Origin of the sequence: Streptomyces sp. P9(2023) (assembly GCF_032436795.1) — a bacterium.
In the GTDB taxonomy this organism is placed as follows: Bacteria; Actinomycetota; Actinomycetes; order Streptomycetales; family Streptomycetaceae; genus Streptomyces.
In genome coordinates this window covers 233,797-259,060 of sequence record NZ_JAUPWM010000006.1, presented here as the reverse complement: position 1 = coordinate 259,060, position 25,264 = coordinate 233,797, and the positions used below count along the sequence as shown (strand labels likewise).

At 71.7% G+C, this 25,264-nt stretch carries 26 protein-coding genes and 1 pseudogene; 14 read left to right on the top strand and 13 right to left on the bottom strand.

Features of this window, described 5'->3' with window-relative positions; translation table 11 throughout:
• Positions 1-359: 359 nt before the first annotated feature.
• Positions 360-1,484, bottom strand: a complete 1,125-nt coding sequence (locus Q5762_RS12080; RefSeq protein WP_315892017.1) for an aminoglycoside phosphotransferase family protein — start codon at positions 1,482-1,484, stop codon at positions 360-362.
• A 232-nt stretch (positions 1,485-1,716) separates the two neighbouring features.
• On the opposite strand from Q5762_RS12080, the gene Q5762_RS12075 reads away from it, so the two are divergent.
• Positions 1,717-3,210, top strand: a complete 1,494-nt coding sequence (locus tag Q5762_RS12075) for a hypothetical protein (RefSeq protein ID WP_315892016.1) — start codon at positions 1,717-1,719, stop codon at positions 3,208-3,210.
• 126 nt (positions 3,211-3,336) lie between these two features.
• On the opposite strand, the gene Q5762_RS12070 is transcribed toward Q5762_RS12075, so the two are convergent.
• Positions 3,337-4,806 carry a SpoIIE family protein phosphatase gene (locus Q5762_RS12070; RefSeq protein ID WP_315892015.1) on the bottom strand — a complete coding sequence of 490 codons (1,470 nt, stop codon included), beginning with the start codon at positions 4,804-4,806 and terminating at the stop codon, positions 3,337-3,339.
• Positions 4,807-5,042: 236 nt separating this feature from the next.
• Between Q5762_RS12070 and Q5762_RS12065 the strand changes: the two genes are divergently transcribed.
• Entirely contained in the window at positions 5,043-6,200 is a 1,158-nt protein-coding gene (locus Q5762_RS12065) for a pentapeptide repeat-containing protein (protein ID WP_315892014.1), read from the top strand.
• A 12-nt stretch (positions 6,201-6,212) separates the two neighbouring features.
• Here the strand turns inward: Q5762_RS12065 and Q5762_RS12060 are convergent, their stop codons facing one another.
• Positions 6,213-6,863, bottom strand: a complete 651-nt coding sequence (locus Q5762_RS12060) for an NAD(P)-binding domain-containing protein (protein WP_315892013.1) — start codon at positions 6,861-6,863, stop codon at positions 6,213-6,215.
• A 116-nt stretch (positions 6,864-6,979) separates the two neighbouring features.
• Between Q5762_RS12060 and Q5762_RS12055 the strand changes: the two genes are divergently transcribed.
• Positions 6,980-7,504 (top strand): GNAT family N-acetyltransferase, encoded by a 525-nt coding sequence (locus tag Q5762_RS12055; RefSeq protein WP_315892012.1) that lies wholly within the window; start codon positions 6,980-6,982, stop codon positions 7,502-7,504.
• On the opposite strand, the gene Q5762_RS12050 is transcribed toward Q5762_RS12055, so the two are convergent.
• The 5 genes from Q5762_RS12050 to Q5762_RS12030 all read right to left on the bottom strand — a co-directional run bounded on the left by Q5762_RS12050 (position 7,497) and on the right by Q5762_RS12030 (position 11,287).
• Positions 7,497-8,048, bottom strand: coding sequence for a YdeI/OmpD-associated family protein (locus Q5762_RS12050; protein WP_315892073.1), 552 nt, complete (start codon positions 8,046-8,048; stop codon positions 7,497-7,499). The genes Q5762_RS12055 and Q5762_RS12050 overlap by 8 nt on opposite strands.
• 159 nt (positions 8,049-8,207) lie before the next feature.
• Complete coding sequence (locus tag Q5762_RS12045) at positions 8,208-9,500, bottom strand: bifunctional GNAT family N-acetyltransferase/ATP-binding protein (RefSeq protein WP_315892011.1); 1,293 nt, start codon at positions 9,498-9,500, stop codon at positions 8,208-8,210.
• Positions 9,501-9,699: 199 nt separating this feature from the next.
• Positions 9,700-10,056, bottom strand: a complete 357-nt coding sequence (locus Q5762_RS12040; protein WP_315892010.1) for a DUF805 domain-containing protein — start codon at positions 10,054-10,056, stop codon at positions 9,700-9,702.
• Between the two features lie 216 nt (positions 10,057-10,272).
• Positions 10,273-10,716 carry an SPW repeat protein gene (locus tag Q5762_RS12035; RefSeq protein ID WP_315892009.1) on the bottom strand — a complete coding sequence of 148 codons (444 nt, stop codon included), beginning with the start codon at positions 10,714-10,716 and terminating at the stop codon, positions 10,273-10,275.
• A 190-nt stretch (positions 10,717-10,906) separates the two neighbouring features.
• On the bottom strand, positions 10,907-11,287 hold the full coding sequence (locus Q5762_RS12030; protein ID WP_315892008.1) for a VOC family protein: 381 nt from the start codon (positions 11,285-11,287) through the stop codon (positions 10,907-10,909).
• A 290-nt stretch (positions 11,288-11,577) separates the two neighbouring features.
• On the opposite strand from Q5762_RS12030, the gene Q5762_RS12025 reads away from it, so the two are divergent.
• The 3 genes from Q5762_RS12025 (at position 11,578) to Q5762_RS12015 (ending at position 13,070) form a co-directional block, all read left to right on the top strand.
• Entirely contained in the window at positions 11,578-11,949 is a 372-nt protein-coding gene (locus tag Q5762_RS12025) for a cupin domain-containing protein (RefSeq protein ID WP_315892007.1), read from the top strand.
• A gap of 150 nt (positions 11,950-12,099) precedes the next feature.
• Positions 12,100-12,630 carry a GNAT family N-acetyltransferase gene (locus Q5762_RS12020; RefSeq protein WP_315892006.1) on the top strand — a complete coding sequence of 177 codons (531 nt, stop codon included), beginning with the start codon at positions 12,100-12,102 and terminating at the stop codon, positions 12,628-12,630.
• Between the two features lie 41 nt (positions 12,631-12,671).
• On the top strand, positions 12,672-13,070 hold the full coding sequence (locus tag Q5762_RS12015; RefSeq protein WP_315892072.1) for a nuclear transport factor 2 family protein: 399 nt from the start codon (positions 12,672-12,674) through the stop codon (positions 13,068-13,070).
• A gap of 53 nt (positions 13,071-13,123) precedes the next feature.
• Here the strand turns inward: Q5762_RS12015 and Q5762_RS12010 are convergent, their stop codons facing one another.
• Positions 13,124-13,492, bottom strand: coding sequence for a hypothetical protein (locus tag Q5762_RS12010; protein WP_315892005.1), 369 nt, complete (start codon positions 13,490-13,492; stop codon positions 13,124-13,126).
• 173 nt (positions 13,493-13,665) lie between these two features.
• Here Q5762_RS12010 and Q5762_RS12005 point away from each other — a divergent pair, with 173 nt between their 5' ends.
• Complete coding sequence (locus tag Q5762_RS12005) at positions 13,666-15,105, top strand: carboxylesterase family protein (protein ID WP_315892004.1); 1,440 nt, start codon at positions 13,666-13,668, stop codon at positions 15,103-15,105.
• Between the two features lie 46 nt (positions 15,106-15,151).
• On the opposite strand, the gene Q5762_RS12000 is transcribed toward Q5762_RS12005, so the two are convergent.
• Both Q5762_RS12000 and Q5762_RS11995 read right to left on the bottom strand, forming a co-directional pair.
• Complete coding sequence (locus tag Q5762_RS12000; protein ID WP_315892003.1) at positions 15,152-15,724, bottom strand: type 1 glutamine amidotransferase domain-containing protein; 573 nt, start codon at positions 15,722-15,724, stop codon at positions 15,152-15,154.
• 87 nt (positions 15,725-15,811) lie between these two features.
• Positions 15,812-16,252: an OsmC family protein gene (locus tag Q5762_RS11995; protein ID WP_315892002.1), complete on the bottom strand. Its 441-nt coding sequence runs from the start codon at positions 16,250-16,252 to the stop codon at positions 15,812-15,814.
• 177 nt (positions 16,253-16,429) lie between these two features.
• Here Q5762_RS11995 and Q5762_RS11990 point away from each other — a divergent pair, with 177 nt between their 5' ends.
• Both Q5762_RS11990 and Q5762_RS11985 read left to right on the top strand, forming a co-directional pair.
• A complete protein-coding gene (locus Q5762_RS11990; RefSeq protein WP_315892001.1) occupies positions 16,430-16,759 on the top strand; it encodes a hypothetical protein in 330 nt (109 codons plus the stop codon).
• Positions 16,760-16,933: 174 nt separating this feature from the next.
• Positions 16,934-17,857, top strand: coding sequence for a glutamate ABC transporter substrate-binding protein (locus Q5762_RS11985; RefSeq protein WP_315892000.1), 924 nt, complete (start codon positions 16,934-16,936; stop codon positions 17,855-17,857).
• 27 nt (positions 17,858-17,884) lie between these two features.
• Here Q5762_RS11985 and Q5762_RS11980 read toward each other — a convergent pair whose 3' ends face one another.
• On the bottom strand, positions 17,885-18,535 hold the full coding sequence (locus tag Q5762_RS11980) for a class I SAM-dependent methyltransferase (protein ID WP_315891999.1): 651 nt from the start codon (positions 18,533-18,535) through the stop codon (positions 17,885-17,887).
• A gap of 32 nt (positions 18,536-18,567) precedes the next feature.
• A pseudogene (locus Q5762_RS11975) lies at positions 18,568-19,233 on the bottom strand (NADPH-dependent F420 reductase); the annotation flags it as partial.
• A gap of 244 nt (positions 19,234-19,477) precedes the next feature.
• On the opposite strand from Q5762_RS11975, the gene Q5762_RS11970 reads away from it, so the two are divergent.
• The 5 genes from Q5762_RS11970 (at position 19,478) to Q5762_RS11950 (ending at position 25,264) form a co-directional block, all read left to right on the top strand.
• Positions 19,478-21,835: a molybdopterin cofactor-binding domain-containing protein gene (locus Q5762_RS11970; protein WP_315891998.1), complete on the top strand. Its 2,358-nt coding sequence runs from the start codon at positions 19,478-19,480 to the stop codon at positions 21,833-21,835.
• Positions 21,836-21,850: 15 nt separating this feature from the next.
• Complete coding sequence (locus Q5762_RS11965; RefSeq protein WP_315891997.1) at positions 21,851-22,330, top strand: 2Fe-2S iron-sulfur cluster-binding protein; 480 nt, start codon at positions 21,851-21,853, stop codon at positions 22,328-22,330.
• A 44-nt stretch (positions 22,331-22,374) separates the two neighbouring features.
• The gene (locus Q5762_RS11960) at positions 22,375-22,941 is read left to right on the top strand and encodes a dihydrofolate reductase family protein (RefSeq protein WP_315891996.1); all 567 of its coding nucleotides are present in this window, start codon (positions 22,375-22,377) and stop codon (positions 22,939-22,941) included.
• Between the two features lie 106 nt (positions 22,942-23,047).
• Positions 23,048-23,854, top strand: a complete 807-nt coding sequence (locus Q5762_RS11955) for a hypothetical protein (RefSeq protein ID WP_315891995.1) — start codon at positions 23,048-23,050, stop codon at positions 23,852-23,854.
• Between the two features lie 114 nt (positions 23,855-23,968).
• Positions 23,969-25,264 carry a YncE family protein gene (locus Q5762_RS11950; protein WP_315891994.1) on the top strand — a complete coding sequence of 432 codons (1,296 nt, stop codon included), beginning with the start codon at positions 23,969-23,971 and terminating at the stop codon, positions 25,262-25,264.

Genomic DNA, 25,264 nt, shown 5'->3' with positions numbered 1-25,264 from the left:
AGAAGAGGGAGGAGAAGAGCTGCGGACGCCAGGGCACCCACCGCTCGGGGAACCCTTCTGCGCGACGCGGAACGGTGCAGGGCAGCCTCCAGGTACCAGGGGTGATGAGGGGGCGTGCGGGGCCGGACCCGTACAGGGGTATCGGCTACCCGACGATCCGTCAATCACCCCGAGCGGCACGGGATTTCCCATGTCAGGGGCTGTGTCGGCGAGTTTCGCGAGGGCGGCGCCCGGGCCTGCGGCGCGTCAGTGGAGTGGACCAATGGCCCGGACGGCGGCGGGCGGTGGAACGCCGTGCGCCCGGTGTGTCGGCACCGGGCACACGGCGTGTCACCCCCGTGGGGACGGTCGGCGCGGACTCAGCGCGTACCGACCGCCGCGCGCACGGCCCGCCGTGCCATGGCGCAGTCGTCGTGCAGTCGCCGCAGCAGCCGCCGCTGTTCCTCTCCGGGTGAGACCGCCCCCGAGGGGACGGGAACCGAACCGGCCGGCGGGGCCTCCTTGATGGTGCGCTGCACCGCTGTCTCGTACGTACGGATCTCCCGGGTCAGCACGATCATCAGGTTCACCAGGAAGGCGTCCCGGGACGCCGGCCCCGCCTGCTGGGCGAGCTGACTGATCTGGCGCCGGGCCAGCGGCGCGTCACCGAGCACCGACCACAGCGTCGCCAGGTCGTAGCCCGGCAGGTACCAGCCCGCGTGCTCCCAGTCGACCAGGACCGGACCGGTGGGAGAGAGCAGGATGTTGGAGAGCAGGGCGTCGCCGTGGCAGAACTGGCCCATGCCCTGACGGCCACCGGCGTGCGCCAGACCGTGCAGCAGCTTCTGCAGGTCGTCCCGGTCACGGTCGGTGAACAGACCCAGTTCGTGGTAGCGCGCGATCCGCGACGGGTAGTCCAGCGGGGCGTCGAAGGTCCCGGCGGGCGGACGCCAGGCGTTCAGCCGGGCGATCGCACCGAGCGCCGCGCGCAGATCCGCGCGGGGCGGGGCCTCCACGGGGTGGCGCGTCAGCGCCGCCGCCCGCCCCGGCATCCGCTCGATCACCAGCGTGCAGTTCTCCGGGTCCGCCGCGATCAGCCGCGGCGCGCGCACCGGAGGACGGTGCCGGACGAAGGAGCGGTAGGCAGCTATTTCGTGCTGGAACCGCTCGACCCACGCGGGGGAGTGGTCCAGTAAACACTTCGCGACCGCCGTGGCCCGTCCGGTCGTTCCGACGATCAGTACCGACCGGCCGCTGCGGCGCAGCACCTGCACGGGGTTGAACTCCGGGCAGATCCGGTGGACGGACGCGATCGCCATCCGTACCTGGGCCCCCTGGGGGCCGGACAGGTCGATTCTTCCGCTGAGCGGCTGAGCGGCACTGCCCGCCCATCGCCTCGCCCGGCCCGCCGGAACGACGGGGGCGAGGTACGGTCCGCTCCCGGCCGGAACGGAACGGTGCTGGGGCCGGGGCGGGGCGGACACGGAGGACGATGCTGTGTACATGGAGGAGACAGATCCCTTCGTGTGCCGACGAGTTGCGTGCGTCGCCCCGCCCGACCTCCGGGCCGCACCCTGGGGAATGTGGGCCGGTTGCCGGGGCGAGGTGGCGCGTTCCTACCTGACACCCCGGCGCGGGTGGCGGAACATCGGGCGCACCCTGGCGAACCCTGGCGAATAGTCGCCAGCCCTATGACAGGGGGTTACTGTCAACTCAGCCGAGAACCTGGGGGCTTACGTGACCGGACAGACCAACACCCGCCTGGCAGACCTCTTCGGCCTCGCCGGCTGGTCCAAGGGAGAGCTCGCGAGGCTCGTCAACCGGCAGGCGGCGGCCATGGGCCACCCGCAACTGTCGACCGACACCTCACGGGTGAGGCGATGGATCGACATGGGGGAGACCCCGCGCGACCCCGTACCCCGGGTGTTGGCTGCACTGTTCACCGAGCGACTCGGCCGTGTCGTGACCATCGAGGACCTCGGGTTCGTACGACACGGGCGCGCCGGGAGACGGCAGAACGTCAGGAACACCGACAACCCTGACGGGCTGCCCTGGGCGCCCGAGCGTACGGCAGCGGTCCTCACCGAATTCACGGGAATGGACCTCATGCTCAACCGACGCGGCCTGGTGGGCGCGGGCGCCGTGCTCGCCGCCGGCTCCGCCCTCACCAGCGCCATGCACGACTGGCTCCACACCGACCCCACACGCGCCGCCACCGCGCCACGCGCCAACGATCCCCTCCACGCCGACCCCGCTGGGTTCGACCGCTACGAGGCCGCCCCCATCGGGTCGGAGGAGATCGAGGCACTGGAGCGCTCGGTGGAGGTGTTCCGCGCCTGGGACGCCTCCCGGGGCGGCGGCCTCCAGCGCAAGGCGGTCGTGGGCCAGCTCAACGAGGTGGGCGGCATGCTCGCCTACCGCCACCCCGACCACCTCCAGCGGCGCCTGTGGGGCGTCGCCGCCAACCTGGCCGTCCTGGCCGGCTGGATGTCCCACGACGTGGGGCTCGAACCCACCGCCCAGAAGTACTTCGTCATCGCCGCCCACGCGGCCCGCGAGGGCGGCGACCGGCCGCGCGCAGGCGAGGCCCTGTCCCGCGCGGCCCGCCAGATGGTCCACCTGGGCCGGCCCGACGACGCACTCGACCTGATGAAGCTCGCCAAGTCCGGCTCGGGCGAAGAGGTGCTGCCCCGCACCCAGGCGATGCTGCACACCATCGAGGCCTGGGCGCAGGCCTCCATGGGCAAGGGCCAGGCCATGCGCCGTACGCTCGGCGAGGCCGAGGACCTGTTCGTCTCCGACCGTTCCGACGTCCCGCCGCCGAGCTGGATGCAGAACTTCGACGACGCCGACATGCACGGCATGCAGGCCCTCGCGTTCCGCACCCTCGCCGAACACGACCCCGCCGCCGCGGTCCCGGCCCAGCGCCACGCCAAGCTGGCCCTGGAGCTGCGCCGCCACGGCCACAACCGCTCGAAGCTCTTCGACTACATCTCGCTCGCCTCGGCCTGCTTCATCGCCGACGACCCGGAGCAGGCCGACCGGTACGCCCGGCTCGCGCTTGTCTCCATGGGCGAGACCTCCTCCCACCGCACCTGGGACCGGCTCCGCGAGATGTACCGGCTGACCGGGCAGTACGCCGGCTACGCCAAGATCGAGGACCTGCGGGAGGAGATCGCCCTGGCGCTGCCCAAGCCGGCGGCGAAGCGGTCGAGGACGAGCGGGATCTGAGGGCGGGCGGGCTTCCGCAATCCTGTACGAGACACCCCGACCCGTACGTACGGGAAAAGGGCACACCGGCCTGTGCCGGTATGCCCTCCATGGGCGCCGCTGCGTGCGGCGTTGTCGTGGTGGTCCCTAGTGGCCGACCCGGACGACCATCACGCAGGCGTCGTCCTCGCGCGGTGCCTCACCGAACTCCGCCACGACCGTCCGTACGCAGTCCTGCGCGTCCCGCGCCCCGGCCAGCCGAGGCGCCAGGGCGAGCAGCCGCTGCGTACCCGTGTCGTCGAGGCCGCTGCGGCGGGTCAGTCCGTCCGTGTGCAGCATGAGCAGATCCCCGGGGAGCAGCCGGACGGCGGCCTCCTCGTACGCGGCTCCGGTCGTCGCTCCGAGCAGCACACCGTCCGGCCGCTTCAGGGCGCGCCCCGTCCCGCCGCGGAAGAGCAGCGGGGCGGGGTGTCCCGCCTGGGCCCAGGAGAGGGTCTGGCTGACCGGTTCGTAGCGGCAGCACATCGCGCTGCCGAGGGCCGGCTGCACCGAGGATTCGAGCAGCTGGTTGAGATGGGCCATCAGCGGTCCGGGGCGGATTCCGGCCACGGCCATGCCGCGCAGCGCGCCGAGGAGCATGGCCATGGAGGAGGTCGCGGAGACCCCGTGGCCGGTGAGGTCGCCGACGGTGAGGAGCGCGTCGCCATCGGGGAGGGCCAGCGCGTCGTACCAGTCGCCGCCGATGAGGCCGGTGGTGGCCGCCGGCAGATAGTGGCCCGCCACGTCGAGCGGGGCGCCCGGGCCGCCGTGGGCGAAGCTGAGGGAGCCGCGCCACGGCGGCAGCACGGCCTCCTGGAGCTCGACGGCGACCCGACGCTCGGTCCGCTCGATGTGCCGGGTGCGCTGCAGGCTGTCCTGGGACTCGCGGACCGCGCGTTCGCTGCGGCGCAGCTCGCTGACGTCGCGGAGGACGGCCCACATGGAGGCCGTGCAGCCGTCCGCGTCGAGGACCGGCTCGCCCATCATGTGGAGCGTGCGGACCCGGCCGTCGGTGCGGACGATGCGGAACTCGCCGTCGATCGGCTTCCCGTCGATCAGACAGTCCGTCACCATCGCCTGGAGCAGCGGCTGGTCCTCGGCGAAGACCATCGACGGCAGCTCGTCCAGCGACATCGGGCCGCTCTCGGGACTCCGGCCGAAGATCTGGTACAGCTCCTCGGACCAACTGACCTCGTCGTTCAGCAGGTTCCACTCCGCGCTGCCGACGCGGCTGAGGAGGGAGCCGGTGCGCGCGGGGGCGGCGACGCCGTACGCGGCGCCGGGGTCGGACGCGGCCTCGAACTCCTCTTCGTCCGCTGCGGCCTGGGCCGGTTCGGCGCTCTGCGGGATGCCGGCCTTCAGCTGGCCCAAATGCGCGCCGAGGTCGTCCAGTTGGTGCACGGCGAGATCGCAGAGGGCACGCTGCCAGCGGTTCTTCGGGTCGTCCTCGTCCAGAACGGCGTCCCGGCGTACGGCGTCCACGTCACCGCGCAGACGGCGCGTCTGCGAGATCAGCGCGTCCACGGTGCCGGGCTCGGGCGGCTGGGCTGGACGGTCCGCGTAGAGAGGGGACGGCATGTCGTACTCCGATACAGGCGCGGCGCGGGCGAGCGGTGGAACAAGGCCCGGATATGACTGTTGCACAGGCGAGGACAGCCCGTAAGGGATTTGGCAACACTCGATACGGTGGTGCTTCTGACATATGCCAACGGCCCGCCGATTATCGGCCATCGGGGTGGTAACGGGAGGGGGTGGTGGGAAGGTTACGGTGCGCTCTTGATCGTTCTCTGAGCGGCGCCTAGGCTCCCATGCCCATGGGGATGGGGGAACCGGGCCACGGACGGCGGGCGTGGCGCGACCGGCTGGTCAGGCTTCGTGCGGCCGCGGCTCTGCTGATCGGGGCCGCGGGGCTGGTCGTTCTGGGCACGGTGTTCGTCGTACTGCCGGGTGTGGTGGTCGACCACGATCTCGCTGGGGCGAGCGTCGCCGCACAGGATCGGCTGAAGGCGGTGAACGATGTCCGTACGACGCTTCTGCAGGTGGTCGGAGGACTGGTCGTGCTCTTCGGCGCGTACGCCACCTGGCGGCAGCTGCGGGTGAGCCAGGACGGTCTGCGCGCCACCCAGGAGGGCTACGTCACCGACCGGTTCAGCAGGGCGGTCGACCAACTCGGCAGCGACAAGCTGGATGTCCGCATCGGCGGTTTGCACGCGCTGTGGCGGATCGCGGAGCAGTCCGCCCGCGACCGGGAGGCCATCATCTCGATCCAGGCCGCGTACCTGCGTACACACGTGCCCTGGCCGCCGGCCGGGCCGGAATCGCCGGCGGCGGACGTGCCCATCAACGACATCGCCCCCCTGGAGACCCGCGCCGCCGACGCCCAGGTGGCGCTGACCGCACTCGGCGTGCTGTGCCAACACCGGGAGCAGTCCTGGGTCAACCTCAGCATCACCGACCTGCGCCGGGCCGACTGCGACGGGCTGTGGTTCCCCGAGGTCAACTTCGACCGCGCCTGCATGGAGGCGGCGGGCCTGTACCACGCCAATCTGACCCAGGCGTCCCTGGTCTCGGTCAACCTGCGACACGCAGACCTCACGACGGCGATCCTCCGCCGGGCTCGGTGCGTGCTGGCCGACCTGCGAGGCGCGAAGCTGGCCGAAACCGACCTGCGTGACACCGACTTCACCGAGGCCGACCTGCGCGAGGCGAAGCTGCGCAAGGCCGAGGCCCACGGCGCCGTATTCCGCCGCGCCGACCTCCGCATGGCCGACCTGCGCGGCACCGACCTGAGCGGCGCCGACCTCGCGGGAGCACGACTGACCGGCGCCCTGGCCAGCGAGCACACCCGCTGGCCCGCCGGCTTCGACCACTCGGCCGCCGGGGTCGTCGACACCGACGACCCCGGCCCCGAGCCCTCGCCTCTGCTCCAACCACCGGGGATGACGTGGCAGGCCCCGCCGCTGCGGTCCTGACCAAGGCGGGCGCTAGGCGGTCGCGGGCGGCACCACGCGGATTCCGAAGCCGAACGATTCGATCGCCCGGGCGATGCCGACGAAGAGCAGCGCGAAGTGCTCCTGGCCGCGCGCCGTCACGATGCCGCCGAGGTCGAGCTGGGACTCCTGGGACCAGCCCAGATCGAGCAGCAGCCCACTCACCGTCCGCTTGGCGTCCGCGTCCTCGCCGGACAGGAAGATCGTGCTCGGTCCCTCCAGGGCGCCCGGAGCCACCATCACCACGTGGTCGACCGTGCAGAGCGTCTTCACCACCGGCGTACCCGGGAAGGCGCTCTGGATCTCCTCCCCGAGGCTGACCAGGGGGTGCGAGAGCGTCTCGTCCTCCTGGTAGCCGACGGCGACGTCGAGCAGCACCTTCCCCGCCAGGGCGGAGGCGCCGATCGACTGGAGCAGGGGCACCGACGCCTGCCCCGGTGTCGCGTTCACCAGCACCTCCGCGTGCGCCGCGGCGGCGGACGGATCCCCGACGCGGACGCCCGCGTCCAGCAGCTCCTTCAACTCCCCCAGAAGTTCCGTGTCCTCGGGTCGCCGCGACCCGAGAACGATGTCATGGCCCGCGCGGGCCCAGCCCGCCGCGAGCGACCGTGCCACATGTCCCGTACCCAGAATTCCGATTCGCATGGCGACGACGCTAGGCCCGCCCCGCCCGGGGCCACATCGGACCATGGACGGGGACCGGTCCCCGTCCCGGCGTAGGGCGGGCGACCTAGGGCGCCCCGGCTGAGATGATCGTACGTATGCAGGCCTCCCCCTCCACCGCGTCGAGCGGCGACCTCACCACCGAGCGGCTGCTCCTGCGGCCCGTACGGGCGGCCGACGTGCCGGCCGTCACCCGGCTGTGGACCGACCCCGAGGTCCGGCGCCACCTGGGCGGGCCGGTCACCGAGCAGGTCGTACGGATCCGGCAGCGGCGCGTCGTCGGGGCGCCCGGCGTGCACGCGGTCGTGCGGGCGGGCGACGGGGTCCTGCTCGGGCTCGTGACCGTGGAGCCCGGCGCACGGGACGGCGAGACGGAGGTCTCGTACCAGTTCCTGCCCGAGCACTGGGGGCACGGCTACGCGCGCGAGGCCGTCGCTGCGGTGCTCGCCGCCACGCTCCGCGCCACCCCCACCGTGGTCGCGCTGACCCAGGAGACGAACCACCGCTCCCGACGGCTCCTCGAAGCCGTCGGCATGACCCACGTCTCCTCCTTCGTCGAGCACGACGCCCACCAAGTCCTCTACCGCCGCGCCGCCGGCCCCCCGGCCCCGCCCGTCACGTGACCTTCTCGCCGGCCGCCAGCTTCGCCACCATCCGTTCGAGGCGCTGCGCCCGGCCCTTCGCCGTGCGGGCCTGCCACAACCGCATGATCACCAGATACTGATCCGTCTTCCCGAGCCCTTCGTAGAAGACCCGCGCCCGGTCGTCGGCCGCGAGGGCGGCGGCGAGGTCGTCCGGTACGGTCGCCTCCGCCTGCGACGGGTACGCACCCTCCCAGCGGCCGTCCGCCTGCGCGGCCCGCACCTCGGCGAGCCCGGGCTCACGCATCCGGCCCGTCGCCGTGAGCACCTCGACCTTGCGTACGTTCACCTGCGACCAGAGGCTGCGGGACCGGCGCGGGGTGTACTTCTGGAAGTAGTACGCCCCGTCGCCGCCCTTGCGCTGCCCGTCGATCCAGCCGAAGCAGAGCATGCAGTCGAGGATCTCCGGATTCGTCAGGGAAGCGCCGCCCTTGCCCTTCTTGGCGATCCTCAGCCAGACCCCGGGCGTGTCGGCATGGTGCGTCTCCAGCCACGCCTCCAGCTCGGCGGTCTCCGTGACCGTCATGAGTTCGAGCCCCTCGTACCGCTCCACAGTCCGGGTCCCCCTGTCGTCGACGTCGCCGCTGTGGTCCCCGGATGTGTCCCGGGGACCACTCACACCACGATAGGGACGAGCACTGACAAGCGGCCCTACGAGCGCGCGGGCGCCGTTGGCGGCGCCTCGTCAGAACCGGGCGTGCGTGGTGATGTCCGACTCGAACTGGGTGATCATCTCCGGTGTCACCGTCGGCCGACACTGGCCGATTGCCTCCAGATAGTCCGCCGTGGTCGCGCCCGGCAGCCGCTCCTCGGTGGCGGACCGGCCGCCCACGGCGACCAGATCGCGCTCGAAGGAGTTCTGTGCGGCGATCCGCGCGGCGTGCTCGATGTCGGCGGGCGTGAACAGGTCGCTCGCCGCCACCAGTTCGTCGATGTCGACATCGGCCCGGCCCTCGGTGTAGCGCCCCCAGATCGCGGCGCGCGCCGCCTTGTCCGGCGTACCGATCGGGATGAGGTAGTCGAAGCGACCTGGCCGGAGGAAGGCGGGGTCGAGGGAGCGGATCGAGTTCGTGGCGCAGACCAGCAGCCGCTCGTCCCGCTCGCGGAACCCCGGGATGAGCTTGAGGAGTTCGTTGGTCACGCCGTGCATGCCGCCGGGCTGCGCGGGCTCCCGGCGGACCGGGGCGATCTCCTCGACCTCGTCGATGAAGACCAGGACCCGCTCCAGCTCGGCGATCCGGGCGAACGCGGAGCGCAGGGCCGCCGCGAGGTTGCCCTCGTCGGCGAGGCGGGACGGCAGGATCTCCACGAACGGCCAGCCCAGCCGCGAGGCGATGCCCCGCGCGAAGGTCGTCTTGCCGGTTCCCGGCGGCCCGAACAGACCCACCGCGCGCGGCGGCCGCACACCGTGCCGCGCCGCGCGCTCCGGTTCGGCGAGCGGCAGGACGACACGTCGTTCGATCAGGTCCTTCTCCCGCTCCATGCCGGCCACCTTGGCCCACAGATCGCCGGGCAGCAGCCGGCCGCCGAGGTCGTCGAGGAGGTTGGCGGCGGGACCGTGCAGCGGCTCCACCTTCTCGAAGTAGGCGACGGCGGGCTGCCGGGTGTAGCCGGCGTTGAGCAGACCTTCGCCGAGCAGGTCCTCCTCGGGCAGGACGTACGCGATCCGTCCGACCCGCGCCGCGACCAGCCGCCGCTCCAACTCGACCAGCAGGGCGCTGGCGAGGCCGCGGCCGCGCCAGGCGGAGGAGATGGCGATCCGCATGACCCAGGCCCGTTCGCCGGAGACGCAGGCGAGCGCAGCCCCGATGGGGACGCCCTGGTGCACGGCGACGACCGCCGGCTGGCGGGAGGTCAGGGCGCTGATGCACTCGGCCAGGGAGAAGACGGATTCCTGGCCGAGCTCGGCCGTGGTGTCGATCAGGTGGACCACTGCGGCGAGATCGCTCTCGCGGTAGTCATGGATGAGCCAGTTCACCGATACCGCCCCTCGTTCGTGCATGTGTTCGTGTCGCGCCATTACGGCGAGGCTAGGGGCGGGGGAGGAGGCGGGTCGTGCGCCGTCATGCACAAGGCGGGCTCGTCAAATGCTACGAACCGTCACTGGGCTTACGGCGTCCGAAATGCGCGAAGCCCCCGGAAGGGATTTCCGGGGGCTGCCTGACCTACTGCACGGCTCAGTACGCGGGCGCGAGCTTCGGGTTCGGGCCGTAGGAGTTGTCCGTCTGGTTGCCCTCGGTCGCGTAGAACACGATGAGGATGATGAAGCCGACCAGCGGGATCGCGCCGATCAGGATCCACCAGCCGGAGCGGCCCGTGTCGTGCAGACGGCGGACGGTCACGCCGAGGGTCGGCAGGAAGACGCCCAGCGCGTAGATGCCGGTCAGCAGCGGCTGCGTGGTGAGCACCACGTCGACGACGGCGACGACGATGTAAGCGATGAGGTTGAACAGCATGTACATCCAGTATTCCTGGCGGCGCGCACGGCCGTTGAATACCGCGTACTTCTTGAGAACGTCGAGGTACCAGTTCACTTAGTCCCCCCAAGGACTGGGAAATGCTAGCGGGAGCCTGTCCCTGTGGAGCAAGCTTACGCAGAACTTATGTGGCCGAAACGCCATGGGTCAATTCGTTACCTTGCCTGGGGCGTTGGGGGTAAGTGTGTCTGGATTTGCGCATGTGGCACGGCGACGGCGCCCCGTCCCCGAGCGGGGGAAAGGGCGCCGTTCTGGGAGAGGATCAGCGCTTCGTCACGTTTTTCTGGTCTTGCTCATGAGCAGTCCGCCTGCCGTGAGGGCGAAGAGGCAGACGCATGCGCCGGTGATGACGTTGCTCAGGATCGCGCCAGTTCCCGCGTCGGTCGTGGCGACCACCCAGGGGGAGATGATCAGCCATGCGCCGAGCGCCAGGACGACGAAGTTCAGGTCCTGGGACCGCTCCGGGGCCATCGACATGCAGAGGCCGAGGACCGCGAGGGCGATGCCGGTGACCAGGTTGCTGAGGGCGAGTTCGGGCCTGGCAGTCGAGAAGTGGACCACCCACCCGGAGACCGCGGCGTAGATACCGGCGAGGATCACGAGTTCCTCGACCGCCGCGACGCCCCGCGTCTGGAGTATCTGCGAGTAGCGATCCCGCATTTCCGTCGCGTCGGGGTGTCCCCTGATATCACCAGGACGGTGAGAGACGTCAGACATACGACTCGCCTCCTTCTGGCGTCTTGCACGTCTGATCGATCGTGTGCGGCGTTGTGTCGCGGTTTCATTGTGCGCTTATCTGGCCTTTATGTGTAGGTCTGCCCGATATCGGATCCGGACAGAAAACATCGGGCGAATTAGCGCGAATCCCCCAAGGGGCGGAGCTGTTCCATGAATGTTCAAGAAAATGTCATGTGGTGTAGGGGTGGGTGATGATCTCCATGTTGTGCCCGTCGGGGTCGTCGAAATAGGCGCCGCGGCCGCCGAAGAGCTCGTTGACCTGCCCCGGCTCCGTATGGCCCGGATCGGAGAAGTACGTGACGCCCGCCGCCACGAGGCGGGCGATCATCACGTCGAACTCGTCGTCCGGCACGAGGAAGGCGTAGTGCTGCGAGACGACCGGCGCGTCGGCGTTCTCGTAGAAGTCGAGGGTCACGCGGTTGCCGGCGGCCACCGGGATGAAGGGCCCGAAGGGCGCGCCGACCTCCAGACCCAGGACCGAGGCGAGGAACTCGGCGGAGCGGTGCTTGTCGGTGGCGTGGACGATGGTGTGGTTGAGCTCGGCGGTCACGGGGGTACCTCCCGGTGATGAGCGACGGTCTTCGTGGTGGGACGACGGTCTTCGTGGTGGACGACGGTCCTCGTCTACCGACGGTAGTCCGCCACGGGGCGTGGCGCGGGGCGTACGTGGGGTGCGCGCGCCGCTCGGCCGCGGGTGCGGGCCTGGTACGGGGGTGGGGTACGGGGCGGGTACGGCGTGGGGCGCGCTCGCGGGCAACGAGGCGGCCCGGGATGGCGGTTCGGCGTAGCCTGGAAGTGGACTCGGGGATCTCACGTCACACCATCAAGAGGCGGACGGCCATGACCGGAATCTCCTCCAGAAGCTTCGACTCGGCGGATGAGACCCGTCCGTTCGAAGGGGGCAAGGGCAGACTCGACCTCATCACCACGGACCGCGGCCCGGTCGGCCGGGCGGTGTTCGAGCCGGGCTGGCAGTGGAGCAAGCACGTCAAGCCCATCGCCGGTACGGACAGCTGCATGGCCGATCACGTCGGCTACGTCGTCAGTGGCCGGTTGAAGGTCGTCATGGACGGCGGCGAGTCGGGCGAGCTGGGCCCCGGTGACTTCTACGCCGTCAAGCCGGGCCACGACGCCTGGGTCGTCGGCGACGAACCGTGCGTGGCCCTGGACTGGGTCGGCTTCGGCGGCTACGCCGTCCGCCCGGACGCCTGACGCGGACGGACGCCTGACCCGCCGGGACGCGTGACCCGAACGCGGGGCCGCCGATGGCGGGCTCGCTGGACGTGCGCGTCCGCCCCGTACCCCGAACGGGCGCCGAAAAGGCCAGATCAGCAGGGGCATGGGCCTGTTATCGTCGCCCGCATGCCCGAACTGGTCACCCCCACCGCCCGTCTTCATCGCTCCTGGCTCGAAGCGCATGCGGAGTGGAACCCCGGCGCCCGCCAGGCCGGCGCGGGGATAGGGCTGGCCGAGCAGGACGCCTTCGCGATTCCCGAGGTCTTCGCCGCCTGGGTCCGGCGGCTGCGCGAACAGGCGGACCCGACACGGCCGTTGGGCGACGGACGGGTGCACGCCACGCACTGGTGGATCGTCGAGGACGAGGCGTACGTCGGCGCGATCGATCTGCGTCACCGGCTCAACGACTTCCTGTTGCGCGCCGCCGGGCACGTCGGCTACAGCATCCGGCCCTCCGCGCGCCGCCGGGGCCTCGCCACCTGGGCGCTCGGCGCGGTCCTCCCCGAGGCCCGCGCCCTCGGCCTCGACCGGGTCCTGGTGACCTGCGACGAGGACAACATCGCATCCGCGCGCGCGATCGAGCGCAACGGCGGGGTCCTGGAAGACACCCGCGACACCGAGATCGGCCGCAAGCGCCGCTACTGGATCGCCCTGTGAACGCGGGGCACGAACACGACGACGGAATCGAGCGAGGACCGGTGGACGAGAAGGACGCGGCCGAACAGGTGGCCGAGGCGATCGCGGGGGAACTACGGCTGCTGGAACCCTCCGTACGCTCCTCGCGCGCGCTCTCCCGGGTCCTGCTCGATCCGGACTTCGTGGAGGTGGGCGCGTCCGGCCGCCGCTGGACGTACGAGGAGATGCTCGCCGCGCTGCCCGAGATGCAGGGTGCTTCCGGGGACGGACCGCGTTACGAACCCTCGGAGCTGACAGGCCGCCTCCTGGCGCCCGGGCTTGTCCATCTGACGTACGAGACGCACATCGACGGCCGCCACGCCCGCCGCAGCTCCCTCTGGCGCCGCCACGACGACGGCACCTGGCGCATGTACTACCACCAGGGCACCCCGGTCCCGCCGCCCCAGCCGCCCGGCGCCTGAACGCCCGCCGCCCCGGCCGGCCACGCCAACCGCCCCCGGTCCGCGCCGGGCCCTCAGCCGTACGCGTCCGTCACGCAGTCCCGGGCGCACGCGTACCGTTCGTACTCGTGCCGGAGGGCGGCCGCCGCGAGGTGGGGGTCCGCGTTCGGGTGGGCGAAGTGTTCGTCGGCCAGGCGCAGGACGTCCGAGACCGTGATGATCGCCGGCTCACCCGCGCCGGCCGCCCCGCGCGCCGACGCGATCGCCATCCCGGCCGCCCGCCGCAGCACCCGCCAGTGGTCACGCCGGTCGGCCGCCCAGGCCCGCGCGGGGGCCAACGGCCGGACCGAGCGCCCCTGGCGGGCGGCGCCGAGCGCCATGAGACCGACCCCGGTGGCGACCACCAGGATCCCGACCGCCGTCCCCGCGTGCAGCCCCGCCATGCGCGCCCTCCGTCCCGTCGAGTCAGTCGTACCCCGCCCGACCGGAGTCCAGTCAGGATGACGGCAGCCTCACGCACACCCCACACGTGCACTCACTGACACGCGCAAGTGACACGTGTCACCATTTGGCCCCAGGCGTTGACGCGGCTGATCACCGGCCGGACGCTGCTCCCATGACCGCCACCACCGTCACCACCACCCGGGGCCCCGTCCGCGGCGAGCTCCGGGCCGACGGGAGCCTCCGCTTCCTCGGCATCCCGTACGCGCAGCCGCCCGTCGGCGACCTCCGGTTCGCGGCGCCGGTGCCGCCGGACCCGTGGACCGAGCCCCTGGACGCCACCGCGTACGGTCCGACCGCCCAGCGCCGCCCCTTCGCCGACGTGACCACGATCCCCGAGCCCTCCATCCCGGGCGCCGGGATCCTCAACCTCAACGTCTTCACGCCCGGCACCGACCCGGGTGCCGGGCTGCCCGTGCTCGTCTGGATCCACGGCGGCGGGTACGTGGCGGGGTCGGCGGCCAGCCCCTGGTACGACGGATCGGCCTTCAACCGGGACGGTGTCGTCCTGGTCTCCCTCGGTTACCGGCTCGGCGTCGAGGGCTTCCTGCACCTCGACGGCGCCCCCGACAACCGGGGCGTACGCGACTGGATCGCCGCCCTCGAATGGGTCCGCGACAACATCGCCCGGTTCGGCGGCGATCCCGCCAAGGTCACCGTCGCGGGCCAGTCGGCGGGCGGCGGCGCCGTACAGGCCCTGCTCGCCGTCCCCGCCTCCCAAGGCCTCTTCCGCGGCGCGCTCTCCGTCTCCGGGGCCGTCTTGCGCCCCGACGGCCCCGAGGTCGCCCGCGCCGCCGCGCGCCTGTTCACGGCCCGCACCGGCGTACCCGCCACCGCCGCCGCGCTCCGCGACCTGAGCGACGACGAACTCCTCGACCTCCAGGACCGGTTGACCGCGCCGGGCCCGGACCGCGAAGGCCTGCCGTCCCTGCTGTCCCTGGCGCCCTTCGCCGACGGCGAGCTGATCCCGGACCCCGTCCTCGACGCCCTGACGACCGGGGACGCGGGCGCCGGCGTACCGCTCATGCTGGGCTGCACCGCCCATGAGTTCAACGCCGTCCCCGCCCCCGACGGACCGCCCGTGTCGTTCCTCCTCGGCTCGCTCGGCCTTGCCGAGGACCGGGTCGAGGCCTTCACCACGGCGTACGCGGCGGCCGGCCCGGACACGCTGTTCGGCCAGGCGCTCACCGACGTCACCTTCCGCGCGCCCTCGCTGGCCGTCGCGGACGCCCGCGCCGCGCGCGAACGCCCCACCTGGCTCTACGAGTTCGCGTGGGCGTCACCCGTCAACGGCACGGCCTTCCACTGCCTGGACCTGCCCTACGCCTTCGACCTCCTGGACGCCGAAGGCGTCACCGCCGTCGCCGGCGAGGCGCCACCCCGCGCCCTGGCCGACGCGATGCACCGCGCGTGGGTCTCCTTCGTACGGGACCAGGACCCGGGCCCGTCGTGGCCGCGCTACACGGCCGAGGACCGCGCCACCATGGTCTGGGACGCCGAGCCGCGCGTGGAACGCGACCCGCTGCGCGGCGTCCGCGCGATCTGGCTCGACTGACCGCCGGAGTGGCCGCACCGCCCCGTGGGCTCCCCGGCCGCCGCCCTCACGCCGGCGCGGGGAGCCCTGCCCCGACGAGCGCCTCGATGATCGCCTCGGAGAACGGCCCGACGTCGGCCGGCCTGCGGGAGGTGATGAGGGGGAATCCGCCCGACCTGTCGACGACGACCTCGCGGTCCCGCCAGGTACCGCCCGCGTTCACGAGGTCGGTGGCGATCGACGGGTAGGAGGTGACCTCCTTGCCCGCGACCAGCCCGCTGTCGATGAGCAGCCACGGTCCGTGACAGATCGCGGCCACGACCTTGCCGGCCGTCGCGAAGGCCACCAGCAGCCGCTCCGCCGTCTGATCCGTCCGCAGGCGATCGGCGTTGACGGTCCCGCCCGGCACGACCACCGCGTCGTAGTCGGCCGCCGACACCGTGTCGTACGTGGTGTCGGGCTCGATGGCTTCACCGGCCCGCCGGTCCGACACGAGCGTCACGACGGGCTCGGCCTTCTTCGCGGCCACGGTGACCCGGGCGCCCGCCGCGCGCAGCGCCGCCACCGGCTTCTTCAGCTCGTCCTGTTCGGTGCCGTAGTTCGTGGTGAGGACGAGGACGTGCTTTCCGTTGATCGACACGGCCGAACCTCCTGCCTGCCTCTCCGCTGCCGGGCACACACCCCGCGTGTCACCGCGCACGGCGCGGGCAAACCCCGTGCGGGCCGGTCAGCCGGCGCGGAAGCCGATCGTCCCGTCGGGCAGCACGGCCTCCACCGTCGCACCGTGTTCCACGGTGCGACTCACCGTGCAGAACTTCTCGTGCGTGAGCCGCACCCCGCGGGCGAACACCTCGGCCGCCTTGGGGTTGCTGTCGGGCAGCTCGAACTCGTAACTGACCCTGATCCGGCCCACCCGGCCGTCGTCCTCGGGACCCGAGACCGACTCCACCACGATCCGCAGGTCGTCGTGGTCCACCGCGCGCGCCGTCCGGTCCACGACCATCCCGCCGCAGCCGCCCATGGCCGCGAGCAGCAGCTCGACCGGGGTGAACGACGGCTGTGCGTCCGCGTCGTCGGCCGCGCCCATGCGTACCTCAGCACCCCGGTCGTTGCGGGCGATCCACTGCCGGTAGCCGGTGCGGAGGGTCTCGATGCGGTAGTCGGCCATGGTGTCGTGGCTCCTCGGGTGCGCGTACGGTGCGGTGCACCGCCCACGCAACCCCACCCGGCCCCAACCCGCCAAGCGGGCACGCCGGAACGGCCTGCCGGCCTGAGTATCCGCGGACGTACGGAGTGAGTACCTCGCCCGATACCCGGGCCGGGCCCCCGCTGGTCGAATGGGGGCATGACCTCGGACGACCGGCGCACCAGCCGCATGCAGCACGTCACGACCACCGGTTCCGCGCTGGCGGTGGTGCTGCTCCCGCTCGCCGCCGGCATGCTGCTGGCCAGGAGCGTGGGCGCCGACCCGATGACGTCGGTGAACGCCCTCATCACCACGGGGGCCCAGCGCGCCCGGCTGTCTCCGCTGCCGCCTCTTTCTCCCCGTCGCCTCCGCGCCGCACGGCCGAAGCGCGCCACGCGCCCCGCACGCCCCGCGCGTCCCATGGGCCTGACGCGGCCGAAGCGCACGAGGCGCCCCCTGCGCGAGCTCTCCGTCCTGCGAGGCCGGTGAAGCTTGCCCCAACAGCTCCCCAACTCTCGGTAAAACACGTGGAGTTGGCGTGTGGATGCGTAGCCTTGGGGCGGGGTGTCGGTCGGCTGCGCGGGGGTGGGGCGTGTGACTGCTGGGTCCGGGTCGGTACGGCAGGGGAGGGGATCACTGGGCCGCCGCCTCACGCTCTGGCTGATGCTCATGGCGACCATGCTCGCCGCGGCGCCTGCCGCCGCCGTCACGAAGGGTCCGTCGACCGAATCCCGCGTCGACGCCGGGCGTCCCGCTGCCGCCCCGCCCGCCCGGGCCCCGTCCTGCGACCCCCGGCGCGCGAGCCCGCGCCCCGAGCGGGTGGACGGCGAGGCGGTGCGGCGCATACGGGAGCGCGGCCACCTGATCGCGGGCGTCGACCTCAACAGCTATCTGTGGGCCTCACTGGACCATGACGCCCAGGAGCCGGCCGGGTTCGACATCGACCTGGTCCGGGCGATCGCCCGGGACATCCTCGGGCCGAAGGCCATGGTCCGTTTCGTCAGCATGCCGCCCAGCCAGCGGGTCCCCAGGCTGCGGTCCCGGCAGGTCGACGTCATCGTGCGCACGATGAGCATCACCTGCGAGCGACTGGCCGAAGTGGCGTTCTCCAGCGTCTACTTCGAGACCGGGCACCGGCTCCTGGTGCCCCAGGGCTCCACGATCACGGGCTTCGACTCCGAGCTGCGCGGTCGGCGCGTCTGCCTGAGCAAGGGCAGCTCGGCCTCCGACCTCCTGAAGTCGTCCGGCACCGGTGCGGTCGCCGTGGAGACCGCGAGCCATCTTGACTGCCTGGTGGAGCTCCAGCAGGGGAACGTCGACGCCGTCCTCACCCACGCCACCCTCGCCGCCGGACTGGCCGCGCAGGACCCCACCCTCCAGCTGGTCGGGCCGCGCCTGGACACCTCGCTCTACGGCGTCGCCATGAACAAGGACGACACCGACCTGGTCCGCCGGGTCAACGCGGTCCTGGAGGACTACCGCGCGGGCGGCGCGAGCAGCCCGTGGACGCGGTCGTACGACAAGTGGCTCGCCCCGACCCTGGGCGCGCACCCGCAGGGCCCGCCGGCGGCCGCGTACGCCGACTGACCCTGCGGTCCCCCCAGTTCGGCGGTGTCACACGGGCTTGCGCGCCATCAGGAAGCCCTGCGGGGTGTTCTCCATCTCGCCGTGCCCCGCTCGGACGAGGCGGGCCGTCTCGACGAATCCCGCGTCGGTCATGAGGGCGGCGATACGGTCCGGCGGGTAGCGGTAGACGTCGAGGGCGACCTCATGGCCGTACGCCTTCTCCAGCGACACCCGCTCGTCGCCCACCTTGAAGCCGACGCAGAGGGCGCCGCCCGGAGCCAGGACGCGTACGAACTCGCCGAAGAACGTGGCCAGTTCGCCCTCCGGGGAGTGCACCGTCGAGAACCAGGACAGCACGCCGCCGAGGGACCCGTCCGGCAGGTCCAGAGCCGCCATCGACCCCACGTCGAAGCGCAGCCCCGGGTACGACTCCCGGGCCACCGCGATCATGCCCGGCGACAGGTCGATGCCGAAGACGTCGGCCCCGATGGCCTTCAGATACCCCGTCATGCGCCCGGTCCCGCACCCCAGATCACCCATCGGCCCCAGTCCGGCGGCCGCGACCTCCTCGGCGAAGGCCGCGAGCATGCCGAGCTCCATGGGAGTGATGGTGATCAGGCCACCGATCAGCCGGTGGTAGTCGACGGCGACGGTGTCGTACGAGGCGCGGGTCTGGTGTACGCGAAGGTCTTCGGTCATGGCGCAACACCCTAGACCGGCGCGGGGTGTTGTCAGCCTCGGAACGCGGCGGGCCGTTCGGGGGACGCCTCCGCGAGGGCCTTCGTCACCGCCTCGACGCCGGCCCGCAGACCATAGGTCGGCGTGTCGGGCTGCTGACGCCAGGAGTCGTCGATCCCGCCCGCGTCGACCGTGTCGAAGCCCAGCTGGTCGATCAGGGCGCGGACCGTCTTCTTCGCGACCTCGTCGTCGCCCGCGACGGGCAGCGCCATGCGCTCCGGGTCGCCGGCCGGGAGGGGCTTGTCCAGGATGTCCTGGGCGTAGGTGCCGTTGAACGCCTTGATCACCGGGTGGCCGAGGTGCTGCTCGACCCAGCGGCTCTCGGTCAGGCCGTCGTCCTCGATCGCGGCGATCCGGCCGTCGCGCTCACGCGGGTAGTAGTTGTTGGTGTCGATCACCGCGAAGCCCTCCGCCGCGCCGTCGAAGAGCCCGGCGGGCAGATCGGGAACGGCCTTCAGGGGCACGGTCACCACGACGATCTCGGCGCCGCGGGCCGCCTCCTCGACCGTCACGGGCGTCGCGCCGGTCTCCTCGGCGAGCGCGGTGAGGGTGTGCGGGCCACGGGAGTTCGCGACGGACACGTCGTGGCCCAGGGTCGTGAGCCGACGGGTCAGGTTGCCGCCGATGTTGCCTGCGCCGATGATGCCGATCTTCATGGACGTTCCTTCCGACTTCGGGCCTGCCGGCCTTCCGAGCGAGTGCGACGGGTGTCACGCTCGGTCTGAACCTCCGCTCCCGCGCGAGGTATTCCCGGGTTCGTCCCGTCGTGTCGGAGGCCTGCCGTGAGAGCTTGGCGTGACCGGCGTGAGTCCCGCGACTTTCCGCGACGCGGAGGGGCGCCGATGCGCGATGATCCTTCCGACGTCGTGGTTCCGATGTCGTGATTCGTGGAGAGGGCAGCCGATGACCGTGCGCGGGGATGCGCAGCACCAGCAGGGGGAGTCCGGGCCGGGCGACGGCGTGGACCGGCGCCGCTTCCTCGGGTACGTACTGGCGGCACCGACCCTCACCGTCGCCGCCCAGCTCGGCGAGGCGGTCCTCGCCCCCACCCCGGCGGCGGCCGCAGCCCCCGCGGTGGTGCCCTCGCTGCCCGGACCGTCCGAGATCTACGACCTCAACGACATGCTCACGCATGCCGCCGTGCCCACCGCGAACCTGATCACCATCCGGATCGAGGCCGACGGCACGGCCTCCTTCGCCCTGCCCCGGGCCGAGGTCGGCCAGGGCATCACCACCTCTTCCGCCATGGTGATCGCCGAGGAGCTCGACCTGCCGCTGGAGAAGGTCCGGGTCACCCTCGCGGACGCCCGCCCGGAGCTGCTGTTCAACCAGATGACCGGCGGCTCCAACACCACGATCTCCACCTTCACCCCGATCCGCGTGGCCGCCGCCGTCGCCCGGGGCCGGCTGCTGCGCGCCGCCGCGCTCGAGCTCGGAGAGCTGTTGGGCTCGCTCACCGCGAAGGCCGGAGCGATCGTCTCCTCGGCCACCGGCCGGAGCATCGGCTACGGCGAACTCGCCGCGAAGGCGGCCGCCGACACCGACACCGCCGTCGGCGTCGCCCTCAAGAAGCCGTCCGAGTTCAAGGTCATCGGCACCTCCCAGCGGCGGATCGACGCCCTGGACGCCGTGACCGGCCGCAAGAAGTTCGCCATGGACGTCCAGGTGTCCGACGCCCTGCCGACGATGGTCTGCCGGCCGCCGACGATCAACGGCACCGTTCGCTCGGTCGACAACCTGGCCGAGGTCCGGGCCATGCCCGGCATCACCGACGTGGTGCGGATCTCCACCGGCGTCGCCGTCCGCGGCCGCACCTTCGGCCAGTGCATCGACGCCGTCCGCGCCCTGAAGGTCACCTGGGGCCCCGGCACCGCCGACGGGGACTCGGACGCGAGCATCCAGCGGAAGCTGCGCGCCGCCGAACTCCCGCTCGTCGTACCGGCGTTGCCGCTGCTCACCAAGGCCGTCGACGCCCGCTTCACCTTCCACTTCTCCAGCAACAGCGCCCTGGAGACCAACTGCGCCATCGCGGACGTGCGGCCGCACTCGGCGGAGGTCTGGGCGAGCCTCAAGACACCGATCGTCGCCCAGGAGCAGATCGCCCTGAAGCTCGGCCTCCCGGTCACCGCCGTGAAGGTCCATGTCACCGAGGGCGGCGGGTCGTTCGGCCGCAAGCTCTTCCACGACGCGGCCGGAGAGGCCGCCGAAATCTCCCAGGCCATGGGCAAGCCGGTGAAGCTGATGTGGCACCGGACCGACGACTTCCGCCAGGGCCGTACGCATCCCATGTCGACCTCACGGGTCCGGGCCACGTACACGCTCGGCGAGGTGCTGACGTACGAGCAGCGCCACACCTCCGTCGCCACCGACTTCGGTCACGGCCTCGGCGAGATCATCACCTCCACTGCCGCCCAACTGCCCGTGGGCGACCTCGCCTTCTCCGAGACGATCTTCGCGCTCACCCAGCAGAGCCCGTACCACTTCGGGGTCACCACGCAGCTGCTCAGCGAGACCGACAAGGGCTTCAACACCGGCTCCATGCGCGGCATCTACTCGCCCAACGTCCGCTGCGCGCAGGAGCTCGTCGTGGACGAACTGGCCCGGCGCACCGGCAAGGACGCGTACGAGTTCCGGCGCAAGCATCTCAAGGACGAGCGCGCCCGCGCGGTCCTCGCCAAGGTCGCGGAGGTGGGCGGCTGGGGCCGGTCCCTGCCCGCCGGCATGGCCCAGGGCATCGCGCTCCACCCCGAGTACCGCGGCGTCGTCGCCGTACTCGCCGAGATCGACTGCCGGCCCGAGACGACCGGCCGGAAGATCCACGACGCGTACACCGGCCCCCGCGTCACCAAGGTCGTCTGCGCCGTCGACGTCGGTCTCGCCGTCAACCCGCGCGGTCTGGAGGCCCAGATGATGGGCGGCATCGTGGACGGTATCGCCCTCGCCCTCACCTCCGGCCTCCACCTCCGCGACGGTCACTTCGAGGAGGGCAGTTGGGACAACTACTTCTACACCCGGCAGTGGAACACCCCGCCCGAGCTCGAGATCGTCGTCATGCCGCCGACCTCGGACCGGCCCGGCGGCGCGGGCGAGCTGGCCGTGCCCGCCGCGATGGCCGCCGTGGCCTGCGCGTACGGCCGGGCCACCGGCACCATGCCGACGACGTTCCCCGTCAACCACGGCGAGCCGCTCGCCTTCGAGCCGCTGCCCACCACCCCGCCGATCCCCGCGTCGCCGGTCGACGGCCTCGACCGCGCCTTCTAGGACCCAGGAGCCACCGTGCCGCACCACACCTTCATCCTCAACGGCAAGGCCGTCACGGCCGAGGTCGAGGACGACGTCCGGCTGCTGTGGGTGCTCCGGGACGTCCTCGGCGTCACCGGCCCCAAGTACGGCTGCGGGCTCGGCGTCTGCCAGGCGTGCACCAGCCACATCAACGGCAAGGCGTTCAACCCCTGCTCAGTCCCGGTCAAGGAGATCGCCCCCACCGACGAGATCACCACGATCGAGGGCCTCCCGGCGACCGTCGGCAAGGAGCTGCACCCGATGCAGGAGGCGTGGCTGGACATCGACGTGGTCCAGTGCGGCTACTGCCAGCCCGGCCAGATCATGACGGCCGTCGCCAAGGTCCGCGCGGCGCGGGAGGCCGGGCGGGAGATCGACGAGGCCGACCTCGACGAAATCCGCAACATCTGCCGCTGCGGGACCTATAACCGGATCCGTGAGGCGATCGTGGCGGGAGCCCGCCGCATGCCCTGACGAGACCGGCGCACCTCCGCGCCCCACACGAGGGAGACCTGAACATGACACGGAAGATCGTCCTGATGATGGGGGTCTCCCTCGACGGGTACATCGAAGGCCCGGACCGCGACATCGACTGGCACATGGTCGACGCCGAGCTGCACCAGTACTTCAACGACCAGGTCGGCGCGATGGGCGGCATCCTCAGCGGCCGGGTCACCCACGAGCTGATGGCCGACTTCTGGCCGACCGCCGACGCCGATCCGAACAGCTCGCCGGAGATCGTGGAGTTCGCCAGGATCTGGCGCGACATTCCCAAGACCGTCTACTCCACGACGCTGGAGAGCGCCGACTGGAACACGACGATCGTCCGCCGGGTCGACCCGGACGAGGTCCGGGCGCTCAAGGAGGAGCCCGGGGGAGACCTGATCCTGGGCGGCGCCGACCTGGCCGCGTCCTTCATGGAGCACGACCTGATCGACGCCTTCCACATCTCCGTCCACCCCGTCCTCATCGGCCGGGGCAAACCCCTCTTCCGCGAGACGGACGCCGCGACCCCGCTGACCCTGACCAGCACCCGGACGTTCGGCAACGGAGTGGTCCTGCTGCGCTATGACCGGGCCCGCTGACGAGGACTTTCACGAGAGCGGTGCCGTTCCTTCCGGTTGTGTTCTTCGGGGCTTCCCCGGTGCTGCGGACGATCCCTCCGGGTACGACACAGAGAGAGGCCCTCCCGTGCAACGACGTGAGTTCGCAGCAGCCGTCACCGCCGCCATCGCCGCACCGGCCGTCCTGGCCGCGCCGCCGGCGCAGGCAGCCTCGGAGCGGACGGACGGGGGCCGGGAGACCGAACGCCGGGGCGGCGAGGGGCTGCCGCACCACATGCTCGCGGTGCTCGCCGGCGAGTTCGACGACAAGGTCGCCGCCCGCGCCCTCGTCCCGCACCTCTACGACGTCGGCTTCGACTGGCACCCGGAGACGGTCGCGCTCGGCGAGCTCGACTTCATCGTCGCGTACGGCTTCGGCAACCGTCCCCCGGCCGGCGGCGGCGACCCGACGAAGGTGCGCCCCGAGCCGGGCCCGGTCAACGAGGCGCTGGCCGACACCGTCGCCGCCCTCCGCGAGCGCCGTGACGTTCCCGTCTACGCGCAGTGGGAGATCGCCCGCTTCCTGGAGTCGAAGCACCACATGACGGACGTGACCTCGATCGAGCCGGTCGTCGCCGAGGACGGCACGATCACGTACCTCAGCACCGACGGCGTCGCCGCCCAGGTCGCCGCGGCCCGCAAGGACCTGCCCGGCGGCATCGGCACGGCCGGCGTGGTCGGCTTCCGGGACCACGTCAAGCGGTGTGTGCAGACCACCCGCGACCGGGGCATGCGGGCGTTCGCGCCGCGCGGGACCGAGTTCCCGGGGACGTACGACCCCGAGTCCGGCCAGGCCTGGACGCGCCGCCGCGATCTCTATCTGGTGCACGACATGTCGGCGCAGTGGACCGTCCTGCGTCAGAAGCTGATCGCCCGGGCCTACCCCAACGGCTGATCCGAACGACGCGTTCCGATCTCTTGTGGGCTGCGCATCGACTCCTTACTGTCGGGTAAGTCGCACTGTCAGGCAGGGCAGTTGATGCCGCCCGGTCTCCTGGAAGGAACGCCGATGTCCGCTGCCCGGACGCGGGGCGCCCGTCGCCTCCTGCTCGGTTCCCTGGCCGCCGCCCTCATGCTCACCGCCGGGGGCGGCGGCTCCGTCGCCGCCGCTCCGCCCGCCGCACCCGCCGCACCCGCCGCACCCGCCGCGGCCGACGGGCTGCGGGAGGTGATGTTCGTGGGGAACAACTGGGACGGCACCGCCGACGTCATCGAGGCCAGGGGCGACTTCTCCCGCGTCGGCCGGATCAACGTCATACCGGACCGCGAGGCCCGGATGTGGGAGATCGGGCTCAACCCGATCAAGCTCGCCTACTTCCTCGGCATCCGGCAGGGCCCGGGCGAGGGCCACGACCAGTTCGTCGACGACATGTACGCCACGCCGGACGGCTCGGCGATGGTGGTCTCCCGGCCCAGCTTCGCCGACGTCGTCTCGATCGACCTCAAATCCGGCGGGATCAACTGGCGTTTCCCCGTGTCCGGTTTCCGCTCCGACCACATGGCCGTCTCACCCGACGGCACCCGCGTCGCCGTCTCGGCCTCCACCTCCAACCGGGTGCACGTCCTCGACATCACCACGGGCAAGGAGGTCGGCTCCTTCACCACCGGCGACAAGCCCCACGAGAACGTCTTCACCGCCGACGGCCGGTACCTCTGGAACATGGCCATCGGCGAGGTCACCACGGCGCTCGACGGACCGGGCTGGGACTGGACCAAGGGCGACCGCAAGATCACCGTCGTCGACGCCCGTACCTTCGAGCAGGTCCGGGTCATCGACATGCGGGCCCGGCTCGACGCCTTCGGCCGTAAGGACCTCTCCGACGCCGTCCGGCCCGTCGCCTTCACCCCGGACGAGTCCACGCTCTACTTCCAGGTCTCGTTCTTCAACGGATTCCTCGAGTACGACGTCGCCACCGACCGCATCACCCGGCTGAAGACGCTCCCGGAGAACCCGGCGACCGACCCGGACCGCACCACCTGGGTCAACGACTCGCGCCACCACGGCATGTCGATGAGCCCCGACGGCTCCAAGCTCTGCGTCGCCGCCACGATGGACGACTACGCCACCGTCGTGGACCGCACGAGCCTGCGGGAGGGCCCGCTGGTCACGGCCGACAAGCCGTACTGGGCCACCGTCAGCGGCGACGGACGCTCCTGCGTCATCTCCGAGAGCGGCTCGGACAAGGTGACCGCGATCGACTTCGCCACCGGTCGCGCCGTCGCCTCGGTCTCGGTCGGCGACCACCCGCAGCGCGTCCGGCTGGCCCGTATCCCGGTCGGCTGGACCGGCCCGGCGGCCGGCTGA

Coding starts and splice junctions, on each gene's coding strand:
- Q5762_RS12055 (WP_315892012.1), top strand. CDS start 6,980: ATGCAGGCCTCCCCCTCCACCGCGTCGAGCGGCGACCTCACCACCGAG.
- Q5762_RS12070 (WP_315892015.1), bottom strand. CDS start 4,806: ATGCCGTCCCCTCTCTACGCGGACCGTCCAGCCCAGCCGCCCGAGCCC.
- Q5762_RS11990 (WP_315892001.1), top strand. CDS start 16,430: ATGACCTCGGACGACCGGCGCACCAGCCGCATGCAGCACGTCACGACC.
- Q5762_RS11950 (WP_315891994.1), top strand. CDS start 23,969: ATGTCCGCTGCCCGGACGCGGGGCGCCCGTCGCCTCCTGCTCGGTTCC.
- Q5762_RS11985 (WP_315892000.1), top strand. CDS start 16,934: ATGCTCATGGCGACCATGCTCGCCGCGGCGCCTGCCGCCGCCGTCACG.
- Q5762_RS12010 (WP_315892005.1), bottom strand. CDS start 13,492: ATGGCGGGGCTGCACGCGGGGACGGCGGTCGGGATCCTGGTGGTCGCC.
- Q5762_RS12025 (WP_315892007.1), top strand. CDS start 11,578: ATGACCGGAATCTCCTCCAGAAGCTTCGACTCGGCGGATGAGACCCGT.
- Q5762_RS11960 (WP_315891996.1), top strand. CDS start 22,375: ATGACACGGAAGATCGTCCTGATGATGGGGGTCTCCCTCGACGGGTAC.
- Q5762_RS12020 (WP_315892006.1), top strand. CDS start 12,100: ATGCCCGAACTGGTCACCCCCACCGCCCGTCTTCATCGCTCCTGGCTC.
- Q5762_RS11995 (WP_315892002.1), bottom strand. CDS start 16,252: ATGGCCGACTACCGCATCGAGACCCTCCGCACCGGCTACCGGCAGTGG.
- Q5762_RS11970 (WP_315891998.1), top strand. CDS start 19,478: ATGACCGTGCGCGGGGATGCGCAGCACCAGCAGGGGGAGTCCGGGCCG.
- Q5762_RS12035 (WP_315892009.1), bottom strand. CDS start 10,716: ATGTCTGACGTCTCTCACCGTCCTGGTGATATCAGGGGACACCCCGAC.
- Q5762_RS12060 (WP_315892013.1), bottom strand. CDS start 6,863: ATGCGAATCGGAATTCTGGGTACGGGACATGTGGCACGGTCGCTCGCG.
- Q5762_RS12050 (WP_315892073.1), bottom strand. CDS start 8,048: ATGACGGTCACGGAGACCGCCGAGCTGGAGGCGTGGCTGGAGACGCAC.
- Q5762_RS12005 (WP_315892004.1), top strand. CDS start 13,666: ATGACCGCCACCACCGTCACCACCACCCGGGGCCCCGTCCGCGGCGAG.
- Q5762_RS12065 (WP_315892014.1), top strand. CDS start 5,043: ATGGGGATGGGGGAACCGGGCCACGGACGGCGGGCGTGGCGCGACCGG.
- Q5762_RS12080 (WP_315892017.1), bottom strand. CDS start 1,484: ATGTACACAGCATCGTCCTCCGTGTCCGCCCCGCCCCGGCCCCAGCAC.
- Q5762_RS11980 (WP_315891999.1), bottom strand. CDS start 18,535: ATGACCGAAGACCTTCGCGTACACCAGACCCGCGCCTCGTACGACACC.